Origin of the sequence: Variovorax sp. MSC1_012 (assembly GCF_023667525.1) — a bacterium.
Taxonomy (GTDB): domain Bacteria; phylum Pseudomonadota; class Gammaproteobacteria; order Burkholderiales; family Burkholderiaceae_C; genus Variovorax; species Variovorax beijingensis_B.
This window is the reverse complement of sequence record NZ_CM174443.1, coordinates 619269-631306: the sequence shown is the minus strand read 5'-3', so window position 1 is coordinate 631306 and position 12038 is coordinate 619269. Positions and strand designations below refer to the sequence as shown.

Annotated in this window: 13 protein-coding genes; 7 read left to right on the top strand and 6 right to left on the bottom strand. The window is 67.3% G+C overall.

Going from position 1 to position 12038, the window contains the following annotated elements:
• Positions 1-31: 31 nt before the first annotated feature.
• The 4 genes from L1081_RS02950 to L1081_RS02935 all read left to right on the top strand — a co-directional run bounded on the left by L1081_RS02950 (position 32) and on the right by L1081_RS02935 (position 2889).
• On the top strand, positions 32-553 hold the full coding sequence (locus L1081_RS02950; protein WP_489415117.1) for a DUF6622 family protein: 522 nt from the start codon (positions 32-34) through the stop codon (positions 551-553).
• A gap of 56 nt (positions 554-609) precedes the next feature.
• Complete coding sequence (locus L1081_RS02945) at positions 610-906, top strand: 2TM domain-containing protein (RefSeq protein WP_489415116.1); 297 nt, start codon at positions 610-612, stop codon at positions 904-906.
• Positions 907-979: 73 nt separating this feature from the next.
• Positions 980-2047 carry a histidine kinase gene (locus L1081_RS02940; protein ID WP_489415115.1) on the top strand — a complete coding sequence of 356 codons (1068 nt, stop codon included), beginning with the start codon at positions 980-982 and terminating at the stop codon, positions 2045-2047.
• Positions 2044-2889 carry a LytTR family transcriptional regulator DNA-binding domain-containing protein gene (locus L1081_RS02935; protein ID WP_489415114.1) on the top strand — a complete coding sequence of 282 codons (846 nt, stop codon included), beginning with the start codon at positions 2044-2046 and terminating at the stop codon, positions 2887-2889. Before L1081_RS02940 ends, L1081_RS02935 begins: the two co-directional genes overlap by 4 nt.
• An 84-nt stretch (positions 2890-2973) precedes the next feature.
• Here L1081_RS02935 and L1081_RS02930 read toward each other — a convergent pair whose 3' ends face one another.
• Entirely contained in the window at positions 2974-3333 is a 360-nt protein-coding gene (locus tag L1081_RS02930) for a hypothetical protein (protein WP_124955792.1), read from the bottom strand.
• Positions 3334-3467: 134 nt separating this feature from the next.
• Here L1081_RS02930 and L1081_RS02925 point away from each other — a divergent pair, with 134 nt between their 5' ends.
• Positions 3468-5282, top strand: a complete 1815-nt coding sequence (locus tag L1081_RS02925; RefSeq protein WP_489415113.1) for a glutamine--tRNA ligase/YqeY domain fusion protein — start codon at positions 3468-3470, stop codon at positions 5280-5282.
• Between the two features lie 56 nt (positions 5283-5338).
• On the opposite strand, the gene L1081_RS02920 is transcribed toward L1081_RS02925, so the two are convergent.
• Positions 5339-5641 (bottom strand): hypothetical protein, encoded by a 303-nt coding sequence (locus tag L1081_RS02920; protein ID WP_489415112.1) that lies wholly within the window; start codon positions 5639-5641, stop codon positions 5339-5341.
• A 64-nt stretch (positions 5642-5705) separates the two neighbouring features.
• Here L1081_RS02920 and L1081_RS02915 point away from each other — a divergent pair, with 64 nt between their 5' ends.
• Positions 5706-6602, top strand: a complete 897-nt coding sequence (locus L1081_RS02915; RefSeq protein WP_489415111.1) for a peptidoglycan DD-metalloendopeptidase family protein — start codon at positions 5706-5708, stop codon at positions 6600-6602.
• Between the two features lie 39 nt (positions 6603-6641).
• On the opposite strand, the gene L1081_RS02910 is transcribed toward L1081_RS02915, so the two are convergent.
• The 3 genes from L1081_RS02910 to L1081_RS02900 form a co-directional block, all read right to left on the bottom strand.
• Positions 6642-7577 (bottom strand): M14 family metallopeptidase, encoded by a 936-nt coding sequence (locus tag L1081_RS02910; RefSeq protein ID WP_489415110.1) that lies wholly within the window; start codon positions 7575-7577, stop codon positions 6642-6644.
• 207 nt (positions 7578-7784) lie between these two features.
• Positions 7785-8987: an ammonium transporter gene (locus L1081_RS02905; RefSeq protein WP_489415109.1), complete on the bottom strand. Its 1203-nt coding sequence runs from the start codon at positions 8985-8987 to the stop codon at positions 7785-7787.
• Between the two features lie 177 nt (positions 8988-9164).
• On the bottom strand, positions 9165-10070 hold the full coding sequence (locus L1081_RS02900; protein ID WP_489415108.1) for a LytTR family transcriptional regulator DNA-binding domain-containing protein: 906 nt from the start codon (positions 10068-10070) through the stop codon (positions 9165-9167).
• A gap of 160 nt (positions 10071-10230) precedes the next feature.
• On the opposite strand from L1081_RS02900, the gene L1081_RS02895 reads away from it, so the two are divergent.
• A complete protein-coding gene (locus L1081_RS02895) occupies positions 10231-11472 on the top strand; it encodes an acyltransferase family protein (protein WP_489415107.1) in 1242 nt (413 codons plus the stop codon).
• On the opposite strand, the gene L1081_RS02890 is transcribed toward L1081_RS02895, so the two are convergent.
• Entirely contained in the window at positions 11408-11827 is a 420-nt protein-coding gene (locus tag L1081_RS02890; protein WP_489415106.1) for a hotdog fold thioesterase, read from the bottom strand. The two genes, L1081_RS02895 and L1081_RS02890, sit on opposite strands and share 65 nt — an antisense overlap.
• Positions 11828-12038: the final 211 nt, after the last annotated feature.

The window sequence follows — 12038 nt, the reverse complement described above, 5'->3', positions numbered from 1 at the left end:
CATCGAATCGTCTTTTCATTGGAGAAACACCATGCTGCTGCAGATCATTCTTCACACCCCGAAATGGGTCTTCGCCGTTTTCGCCCTCCTGCTGTGGCTTGGCTGCAGGCAGTTGCTGACCGGCCGCGTCAGCTTGGCGAAGATGACCGTGATGCCCATTGCCATGACCGGCCTCTCGCTGGCCGGCGTGATCTCGGCCTTCGGCGATTCGCCCGGCGCCCTGCTCGGCTGGGCCGTGGCGGCCGCCGCGCTGGTGTTGCTGGTGCTCCAGAGCCCCCTGCCCGCCAGCACGCGCTACGACCGCGCGGCGCGCGAGTTCCACGTGGCCGGCAGTGCAGTGCCGCTGCTGCTGATGATGGGCATCTTCTTCACCAAGTACGTGGTGGGCGTGGCCCTTGCCATGCACCCCGAGCTGCGCCAGCAGGCCGGCTTTGCGGTCGGGATTCCCCTGCTTTACGGCGCCTTCAGCGGCATCTTCGCGGCGCGCGCCGTGCGGCTCTGGCGGCTGGCCATCAGCACCGACGCCATGGCCGCAGACGCCCGCGCGGCCTAAGATCACCGGCCGCTTCATCGACCGCCTCCAGTCATTCATCCATTCGGACAACCGTCATGAACTCCACACAAGCCAACACCTCCGTTTCCGACATCGAAAAGCTCGCCCGCCGCCGCGCCGGCGCCAAGATGGGCTGGTACATCCATGCCCTCGTCTATGTGCTGGTGAACCTTGGGCTGGTAGCGATCTCCGCATCGCGCGGCCACAGCTGGGCCGTGTATCCGCTCATGGGATGGGGCCTGGGCCTCTTGATCCACGGCGCCGTGATCTGGTTCATCGCGCCCGGCGGCAGCTTCTACGACCGGCTGGTGGAGCGCGAACGGCGTGCGCTGCGCTCCGGGGAGCGCGGATGAGCGGAGCGCAGGGCCGCCCCAAGCCCGCTCGCTCCCGCTTGGCGGGACGGCGCGCAGCGCCAAGGGTGCACCGATGAGCGTCGAAGCGCTCCCTCGTTTTCGCGCGGAGAACGTCCGGGGCATGCTCCGGCATGGCCTGATCACCGTCGTGTTCTGCTGCTTCATCGCCGCGGCGCTGGCCATCACGCAGCACGGGGACTGGGGCGCGCAGATGGTGTATTCGCTGTCGATCGGGCTGATCAGCTGGCTCTTCATCGACGTGGGCCGGCTGCTGATCAGCGGCCACCGGGAGATCCTCTGGCCGTCCGGCCCCTGGGGCTACCTGCTGGTGGCGGGCGGCGTGACGGTCGGCTTCCTGGGGGGCAATGCCATTGGCGACGCGTGGACCCATCAGCCCCTGCTCGACTTCGGCAGCTTCACGGAACGCAAGCTCGCGACCACGATCATCATCACGGTGACGGCCACCGTCTGCATGTGCTTCTTCTTCTACAGCCTGGGCAGGAGCAAGCACATGCGGCGCCAGATCGACCTGGCGCAGCGCAACGCCACCGAAGCGCGGCTCAAGCTGCTCGAAACCCAGCTCGAACCGCACATGCTGTTCAACACGCTGGCCAACCTGCGCGCGCTGATCACGGCCGACCCGCCGCGCGCCGTGGCCATGCTCGACCGCCTCAACAACTACCTGCGCATGACGCTCAGCGGCTCGCGCGCCCTGGCGCATCCGCTCGCGGCCGAGTTCGAACGGCTGGCCGACTACCTCGAGCTGATGTCGGTGCGCATGGGCGAGCGCCTGCGCTACACGCTCGATCTGCCGGATGAACTGCGCGGCACGCCGGTGCCGCCGCTGCTGCTGCAGCCGCTGGTCGAAAACAGCATCCGCCACGGGCTCGAGCCCAAGGTCGAAGGCGGCGCGATCGCCGTGCGCGCACGGCAGCTCGACGGCCGGTTGATCATCGAAGTGAGCGACACCGGCGTCGGCCTGGATGCGGCGCAAACTTCCGCAGGCAGCGGCTTCGGGCTCGAGCAGGTGCGCGAGCGGCTTGCCGCCGTGCATGGCGACCAGGGCCGAATGAGCCTGGCCGCGGGGCCTTCGGGCGGAACCCTTGTCACCCTCGGCTTTCCCCTGCCGCCACAAGCATGAAGCCCACCGCCCTCATCGCCGAAGACGAGCCGCTGCTCGCCCAGGCCCTCAAGGCCGAACTCGCCGCTGCATGGCCCGAACTGCAGCTGCTCGCCATCGCGGGCGATGGCCGCAGCGCCGTGCGGGAGGCACTGCGCCTGCTGCCGCAGGTGCTGTTCTTCGATATCCGCATGCCCGGCCTCGATGGCTTGGCCGCCGCCGCCGAACTGGCCGACAGCTGGCCCGTCGACGAGGCGCCCATGCCGCAACTCGTCTTCGTGACCGCCTACGACGAATACGCCGCCCGCGCCTTCGAGACGCAGGCCATCGACTACGTGCTCAAGCCCGTGCAGCCCGAGCGTTTGCGCAAGACCGTGCTGCGACTTCAGCAGGCGCTGGCGGTGCAGCAGCAGCAGGCAAAGCCAGCCCCTGCCGCCGACGAAGCGCTGGAGAGGACCCTTGAGCAGTGGCGCCAGGTGCTTGCTGCCGCAGCAGGCAACGGCGCGTCGGCCTCGCCCGCCGCCTCCACCGCGCCGCTGAAGATGATTGCCGCCAGCGAAGCCGGCGGCAGCACCGTGCGCATGGTTCCGATCGACGAGGTGCTGTATTTCGAGGCCGCCGACAAATACATCCGGGTGCTCACCGCCACGCGCGAATACCTGATCCGCACGCCACTCAAGCAATTGCTGGCCCAGCTCGACCCAGAGACTTTCTGGCAGGTGCATCGCGCCGTGGTGGTGCGCAGTTCGGCCATCGAGGCCGTGCACCGCGACGAGGCCGGCAAGCTGCACCTCGACTTGCGCGGCCGGACTGAAAAGATTCCCGTCAGCCGGCTTTACGGCCATCTTTTTCGCGCCATGTGAAATCGAGCGAATGGCCTGCCCATGAAAAAAGCCGGTTCTCGCGAACCGGCTTTTTCAGATGGCGGGATTACGCACCCGCGGCGCTCAACGCCAGTGGCGGTGACCGTGGTGATGGCCGCGGTAGTAGCCACGCGGACCGTAGTAGCGCGGTGCATAGTAGGCCGGCGGCGCGTAATACACCGGGGCCGGACGGTAGTAGACCGGCGGCGGCGGGCGGTAGTACACCGGGGGCGGCGGCGCGTAGTACACCGGCGCAGGGGCCGCATAGACCGGTGCCGGGTAGTACGCCGGAGCGCCCACGCCCACGGCAACCCCTGGCAGACCCACGCCGATGGACCAGCTCACGTCGCCACGGGCACTGGCCGAGGTGGCCGCAAACAATGCACCGGCTGCCACGACACCCGCGGCGGCCCATTTGAAGAAGGTTGAACGTGTGAGGCTCATGATCTTGGACTCCTTGTTGGGGCGTTTCCCGCCCATGTAGGTATTGAACGCGCCAAATGCAAAGCGGTTGCCCGCCGTAATGTGAAGAACGTAGCCAAAGGTAACCGGCAGGGGGTGCGTTCTAGAATGCCGCAATGACCTCCCCGACCGACAAAGACAGCGCAAAAACAGCCGCTGCACCGAGCAATTTCCTGCGTCACGTGATCGAAAACGACCTTGCGCAGGGGGCTTATTCTGGCCGCAAATGGGGTGGCTCGCCCGGCGACGCCGCCCATCACGCCCAGGGCATGGCCGACCCGGCCAAGGTGCGCATGCGCTTTCCGCCCGAGCCCAACGGCTACCTGCACATCGGCCACGCCAAGAGCATCTGGCTCAATTTCGAGCTCGCCAGGGAATACGGCGGCGTTTGCCATCTGCGCTTCGACGACACCAACCCCGAGAAGGAAGAGCAGGAATACGTCGATTCCATCCGCGACGCCGTCCAGTGGCTCGGCTACGAAACCTGCCTGGCCGACCGCCCGGCTGCGCCGGGCACCCTGCAGCCGCACGAATACTTCGCGAGCGACTATTTCGACTTCATGTACCGGGCGGCCGAATACCTGATCGGTGCCGGCCTGGCCTATGTGGACGAGCAAAGCGCCGAGGAAATCCGTGCCAACCGCGGCGACTTCAATACGCCCGGCACCGACAGCCCGTTCCGCAGCCGCAGCGCGGAAGAAAACCTCGCCCGCTTCCGCGCCATGCGTGACGGCCAGCTGCCCGACGGCGCCGCCATCCTGCGCGCCAAGATCGACATGGCGAGCCCCAACATCAACATGCGCGACCCCGCGCTCTACCGCATCCGCCGGGCCACCCATCACAACACCGGCGACAAGTGGTGCATCTATCCGATGTACACCTTTGCGCACCCCATCGAAGACGCACTCGAGCAGATCACCCACTCCATCTGCACGCTCGAATTCGAAGACCAGCGCCCCTTCTACGACTGGCTGCTCGACCGCCTGGCCGAAGGCGGCCTCATCGCGAGCCCACATCCGCGCCAGTATGAATTCGCGCGCCTCAACGTCACCCACGTGCTCACCAGCAAGCGCAAGCTGCGCCAGCTGGTCGAGGAGAAGTACGTCGACGGCTGGGACGACCCGCGCATGCCCACCCTCGCGGGCCTGCGCCGCCGCGGCTACACGCCCGAGGCGCTGCGCCTGTTCTGCGAACGCAGCGGCACCACCAAGTCCGGCGGCTGGATCGACTACGCGAGCCTGGAAGCCGCGCTGCGCGACACCCTCGACCCCATCGCGCCACGCGCCATGGCCGTGCTCGACCCAGTCAAGCTGGTGATCACGAATTGGGGCGAACTGATGGGCGGCGATGAGGTGCTCGACGACTGCTCCGCCCCGGTGCATCCACACCACCCCGAGATGGGCAAGCGCGAATTCAAGCTCGGCCGCGAGGTCTGGATCGAGCGCACGGACTACGAGGAAGTGCAGCCCAAGGGCTTCTTTCGCCTGTTCCCGGGCAACAAGGTGCGCCTCAAGTACGGCCACGTCATCGAATGCACCGGCGGCACCAAGGACGCGAGCGGCAAGCTCGTCGAAGTGCAGGCCACGCTGGTGCCCGACACCAAGAGCGGCACGCCCGGCGCAGACGCCATCAAGGTGAAGGGCAACATCACCTGGGTGGCTGCGGCGGATGCGGTGCAGGCCGAAGTGCGGCTGTACGAGCGGCTTTTTGCGGCGGCGAATCCCGGCAGCGGCGAACTGCTCGACGAACTCAACAAGGCGAGCCTGGAGGTTTGCTCTGCATTCGTCGAGCCGTCGCTGGCCAAGGCGCAGGACGGTGCGGCGTTCCAGTTCGAGCGGCACGGGTACTTCGTGCTGGATGCGAAGGCGAGTGCCGGCGGCAAGCGCGTGTTCAATCGCGCTGCGGGCATGCGGGACAGCTGGGGCAAGTAAAGCTACCCTTTGCACGTACAAAGCCGGCGGCCGCGATGGCGCCGGATTTTTATTGCCTATTCCGGCCGCTTGTAGACCACGCCCAGTACCGCGCTGTTTTCATCCGTCGTGCACAGCGCCGGTCGTCCCTGCGGGCCGATCTTCAGGTTGACCGCATAGACGCCGTCACGCGGCGTCGAGCCCTTGTCCGCAACGACACTCGACGCCGGCACGCGAAATTCGCGCGAGGCCGCGGTCACGCAGTTTTTGATGCTCGCCTCGGGCGCGCCGCCTACACGGATCGCGGTGCTGTTGCACCCGGCGGCCACGGCGGCCGCACTTACCATCAAGACCCATCGGGCCAGTGCTCGAATGCTCATTTCCGCTTCCTTTGTGTTCGCTGCGCCCTTGTTTGTTCGCTTCGCAAGCCTTGAGTTCAACGCCATGCATCCCTCGCTCCCCGATTCCTCTCCATCCGGCCTCGACCGCCGCTCTGCCCTGCTCGGCACCTTCGGCTTCATGGCATTGGCCTCGGCGCGCGCCGTTGCGGCGGCTCCCTCGGCCAAAAAGACGCAGCCCGAGGTCTGGCCGCATGCATCGCAGGTGCCGGGCGGCGTGGCCCGCCTGTCGCTCGGTCCGGCGGCCAGGCGACCGCAGGCCTACTCCGGCGACGTGCCGCTGCTGGTGATGGGCGATGCCATCGAATGGACCGCGCTCGTGGGCATTCCGCTCGCGGCCGTGCCGGGCGAGGCCAGCATCGTCGTGCGCACCGAGGGCGGCAACGAAAAGCAGATCGCCTATACCGTGAGCCCCAAGCAATACCGCGAGCAGCGTTTGACGGTGCCGCCGCGCACCGTCGATCTGTCGCCCGAGGACGAAGCGCGCTACGAGCGCGAACGCGCGCACCTCGCCACCGTGATGGCCACCTTCACCGACCTGCGGCCCGACGCCGCGCTGCAGATGCGCGTGCCCGTGCCCGGGCGCCGCTCCAGCTCGTTCGGCCTGCGCCGCGTGTTCAATGGCCAGTCGCGCAATCCGCACAGCGGCATGGACATCGCCGCCGGCACCGGCACGCCCGTGCTGGCGCCGTTGCCGGGACGCGTGATCGACACCGGGGACTACTTCTTCAACGGCGGCACCGTGTGGCTCGACCATGGCGGCGGCCTGCTGACGATGTATTGCCACCTGAGCCGCATCGACGCAAAGGTGGGCGAGGTGCTGAAGACCGGCGAGCAGCTGGCCGCCGTCGGCGCCACCGGGCGCGTGACGGGGCCGCACCTGCATTGGTCCGTGATGCTGAACCGGGCGATGGTGGATCCGGCGCTGTTTGTTGCCGCCTAGACCCAGGCTGGCCTGCCTGGGTCTGCCAACCGGCCCGTTTCAGATCGGCTTCGTCAGGTACACCGCCTCGCGCCCCACAATCACCCGCTGCGCCGGCATGAAGATCGTGCACTCGTCGCACGGCGCGCGGATCTCGTCCGGGCCGTTGGTGGCGATCAGCTCGCCCTTGGCAAAGGTCTCGAAGCCGATCAACGGGCGCACGAACGCGAAGTCTTCCGACTTGATGACGTGCGTCTGCAGCAGCTCGAAGCGGCGCTGCGGGCCGGGCGCCGGCGCGGCGGGATCCTTGTCGATGAGGCCGAAGTGCGCCAGGAAGTCGAAAGAGATGGCGGTGGCCAACTCGGAGGCCGAGCGCAGGAAGTGCTGGCCGCATTCGGCCACCAGCGCCACGCCCTTGCCATCGGGCAGGCCATGGCGGCCGTGCTGGATCAGCGGCGTGCCGGAGCCCAGGCCGTCGGGCATCACCAGGTGCACCGACGGGCGGCCGATGGCCAGCGCCGCCTCGGCATTGCGGTCATAGGCGGGATACACCCAGAACGGGATCACCGGCTGGCTGGTGGAGTGGATGTCCAGGATGTGGTCGGCCGCGCTCACCACCGGGCGCAGCGCGCGGGCGCGGCGCAGCTCGGGGCTGTCCTCGGTGCCGTCGAGCCATTCGGGCGACCAGATGCGGTTGAGGTTGTGCACCAGCTGGCGGCTGTCGAAAGGCAGCGCCTGGTCGAAGGACTCGTACGCTTCCACATTGGCAAAGCTCACGGTGAGCGTGCCGATCTTCGGGCGCACCTGGGTGTCGAGCAAGTGCGTGGCGGCGGTCATTCCGCAGATTTCGTTGCCATGCGTGAGCGCGTTGATCAGCACGTGGGGCCCCGGCTTGCCGGACTCGAAGCGGTGCACGTAGTCGATGCCGACATTGCCCTTGCGGTAGGCGGAGAGATCGCGGGGGAGGACTTCGAGGGCGGGGGGCGTTTGGGTCATTGGGCGGTGGTGAATATTCAAGCGGAGCGGTCGGGCGAGTTTGCTACAGGCCGCGGTTTTGTGCTCTTGGGCTGCTCGCTCGCGGCTATGTAGAGCAGATGAGCGCATACCGGGTGGCCTTGCCCTGCCCCGTTCTTTCGAGCAAGCCGGATGCATACGCTTCAAAATTGAAGCGTATTCGGAGCAAATACGCTTCAACAGATCGCGTTACCAGTTCACCTCGCGCTCCGGCGTCGCCGAGATATGGTGGATCGACAGGTCGGCGCCGTCGTATTCCTCTTCCTGCGTCAGCCGCAGCCCCATCGTCGCCTTGAGCGCCCCATACACCAGCGCCCCTGCCAGCGCAGCCCATGCCACACCCATCAAGGTGCCGATGAGCTGCGCCCAGACGCTCACGCCGCCGATGCCGCCCAGCGCCTGGGTGCCGAAGATGCCGGCCGCGATGCCGCCCCAGGTGCCGCACAGGCCGTGCAGCGGCCAGACGCCGAGCACGTCGTCGATCTTCCATTTGTTCTGCGTGAGCGTGAACATGGCCACGAAGATGGCGCCGGCCACGCCGCCCACCACCAGCGCGCCCAGCGGATGCATCAGGTCGGAACCCGCACACACGGCGACCAGCCCGGCGAGCGGGCCGTTGTAGACGAAGCCGGGGTCGTTCTTGCCCAGGGCCAGTGCCACCAACGTGCCGCCAACCATCGCCATGAGCGAGTTGACGGCCACCAGGCCGGAGATCTTGTCGATGCTCTGCGCGCTCATCACATTGAAGCCGAACCAGCCGACGCAAAGCACCCAGGCGCCCAGCGCCAGAAAAGGAATGTTCGACGGCGGATGCGCGCTCAGCGAGCCGTCGCCGCGATAGCGGTTGCGGCGCGCGCCCAGCAGCAGCACGGCCGGCAGCGCGAGCCAGCCGCCCACCGCGTGCACCACCACCGAGCCGGCAAAGTCGTGGAACTCGCTGCCTGTGACAGAGGCGATCCACGCCTGGATGCCGAAGGCCTTGTTCCAGGCAATGCCCTCGTACAGCGGATAGACAAAACCGACGATGACCGCCGTAGCGATCAGTTGAGGCCAGAACTTGGCGCGTTCGGCAATGCCGCCCGAGACGATCGCCGGAATGGCCGCCGCGAAAGTGAGCAGGAAGAAGAACTTCACGAGCTCGTAGCCGCTCTTGGCCGCAAGCTCGGTCGCGCCCACGAAGAAGTGGGTGCCGTAGGCCACGCCATAGCCCACGAGAAAGTACACGATGGTCGAGACCGAGAAGTCGACCAGGATCTTGACCAGCGCATTGACCTGGTTCTTCTTGCGCACCGTGCCCAGTTCCAGAAAGGCGAAACCGGCATGCATGGCCAGCACCATGATCGCGCCGAGAAGAATGAACAGCGCGTCTGCGCCCTGTTTGAGTGCGTCCATTGGAGCTTCTTGCAGTTTTTGGTTTGAATTGGTGCATGCACCCGAATTGCTCGGAGCAGCACCGCAAGAAAGCAAAAATGGTGCCTGGAAGCTCTCTCGTGGTGCGTCTTCTTCGGAAATGGGCGTTAGCAGTGCAGAGGCCGCACCGGAACAGGACGGATTGGCGCGCCGCCCGGATCAGCTCGCCCCGGCACGCAAGGCATCGCGATAGCGCCGGCTGCAGGGCACCGTGCTGCCGTCGTGCATGTGCAGCCGGGCATCGCCGCCGTCGAGCGGCTCGATTTCCTTGATCCGGCCGAGGTTGACGGCGTGGCTTCGGTGCACGCGCACGAAATGGGCGGGGTCGAGCTGCGCCAGAAAATCGGTGAGCGTGGCGCGCAGCAGGTAGTCGTGGCCGTTGACATGCAGGCCGACGTAGTTGCCTTCGGCCTGGAGCCAGTCGATGTCGCTGGCGGCAATCAGGAATTCGCGCCGCAGCTTGCGCACCAGGAAGCGCTCGGGGCGCGGGGGCGGCGCGGCTGCCTGATGGGCTTCGGCGGGCTCGGCCGGCGCTGCTGCCGCCTCCTCGGGCTGGTCCAGCACTCGCGCCTCGCCCTGCAGCCGCAGCATGAACACGCCGTAGACCCAGATGCCGAACACCATCGACAGGTAGGCGCGCACGTCCTTCAGGTATTCGTAGCCCCAGCGCCCGGTCCAGCCCGCGAAGTCGTAGCGTTCGCCGGCCGCCGCGTAGACCATCGCACGCAGCGCGAACATCGCCGCCACGTGCACCACGCTGAAGACCACGCTGGCGGCCAGGTGCCAGCCCAGGTAGCGCAACAGATGGGTGCGCGCGAGCGCCGACAGCCGGTGCTGGATGGCCACCACCGCCGGCACCAGCGCCAGCAGCACGAGGTGGCTCGACACCTCCCAGGTGATGATTTCCCAGGCAGCGCGGGGCACGGCGCGGTCGCGCGCATCGACCAGCGCCACGGTGGTGTTGAACGCCGCCTGCAGCGCCATGAAGACGATCCAGAAGCCCACTTCCACGCGGCGGCGGATGGGTTCGTAGCGCTCGTACAGGTTCTTTCGGGAATCTCCCATGCCCGGGATTCTCGCGATCCGCGCGTCCCGTGGGCGAATTTCGTCCCCCGCAGGCCACCGCTCGTCACAAAAGGGCCGGGATCCGTCCCTTGTGCAGTCGGCGCGCGGCGGGTGGACGCCACCATCGCGCCTTCCTTCCCGCGTTTTCGAGGAGCCCCCGATGAGCACGATCCCAGCTACCCTGCCCGACCGGCGGCACGACATCGACGCGCTGCGCGCGCTGGCCTTCCTGCTGGTCATCCTGTACCACGTGGCGATGTACTACGTGGCCGACTGGCCCTGGCACCTCAAGAGCCCGCACGCGGCCGAATGGCTGCAGTGGCCGATGCGCGTGCTCAACCTCTGGCGCATGGACCTGGTGTTCCTGGTCTCGGGCGTGTCGCTGGGCTTCCTGGGCCGCAGCCAGAGCACCTGGGGCCTGCTGCGCGGCCGCAGCCTCCGGCTGATGCTGCCGCTGGCCTTCGGCATGGCGGTGGTCGTGCCTTACCAAGCCTATGCGCAAGGCGTGGCCAGCGGCCTGGTGGCGCCGGGCTTCGGCACCTTCCTGCTGCGCTATCTTTCCATGAGCGATCCGTGGCCGAAGGAGGCCTTCGCCGGCGCGGAGTTCGGCATCACCTGGAACCACCTCTGGTACCTGCCCTACCTGTTCAGCTACACGGCGCTCATTGCCCTGACGCTGCCGCTGTGGCGGTCGCCCGCCGGCCAGTGGATGCACCGCCGATTCAACGGGCTGCGCGGCTGGAAGCTGCTGTTGCTGCCGGCGCTTCCGCTGCTGGTCTGGACGATGCTGCTGGCCCGGCACTTTCCGCCCACGCACAACCTGGTCCGCGACTTTCACCTGCACAGCATCTATTTCACCGTGTTCCTCTACGGCTACTGGATGGGCGTGGACACGGGCGTGTGGCGCGAACTGGAACGCCTGCGGCGGGTGTCGCTGGCGCTGGCGGCGGCGGCGATCACCACTTTCATCGTGCTGCGGCTCGGCGCCAAGGGGCCGCCCTCCGGCGTGCCGATGGACGCCTTGCGCATGCTCTACCTGTGGCTGGCGGTCGCCACCATCCTGGGCCACGGCCATCGCCACCTGAACCGCCCTTGGCCCTGGCTGCGCTGGGCCAACGAGTCGGTGTACCCGTGGTACGTGCTGCACCAGACGCTGATCATCGCGGGCATTGCGCTGCTGGCCCCGCTCGCGCTGGGGCCGGTGCTGGAGCCGGCCTTGCTGGTCGCGCTGACCATCGTGGGCTGTTGGCTGCTCACCGACGGGTTGATCCGCCGCTTCAACTGGCTGCGGCCGCTGTTCGGGCTCAAGCCCCGGCGCGCCGGCGCCGAGGCGGCTGTCACTTTGCCGGCGGAGGCTCTTCCACCGGAACCAGGATGGCACTCCCCGTCGCCACGAGCTTGAGGCTGTCGCCATCGCCCTGGCCATAGAGCTCGGCGGTGGCGAACACCTGCTTGCGCCCCGCCTTCACCACCTTGCCGCGCGCGATGAAGGCACGGCCCAGCGCGGGCGACAGGCAGTTCACCGAGAAATGCGAGGCCAGCACGCGGCCCGCCACCGTGGCGGCAGCGAAGCCGCAGGCCGTGTCGAGCATGGCGCCGATGAGCCCCGCATGCAGGAAACCGGCGTACTGGCCCATGTCTTCCTCGCGCCATTCCATGCGCAGTTCGGCTTCGCCGTCGGCGGCGCGGGTGACTTCGAAGCCGGCCCAGCGGTTGAAGGCAGCGGTCTTGTTGGCGGCCTGGATGGTGTCGAGCATGGAGGATCTCCTTGGAACGGAAATGCGTTGGCGTAGCGGACGGCCCCACTCTACGAAGCGCAGCCGCCACGCGTCGTCGCGCGCGTGACCGGCAACGCCGCCGCGGTTGCATTGGCGACAGCAACGCCCGCGTCGAAAAAAAATTCGCAATGACTTGACCCCGTTGGACGAGCCCGGCCGTAGGAGTGGAGACAAGCCAACCATTCCACTT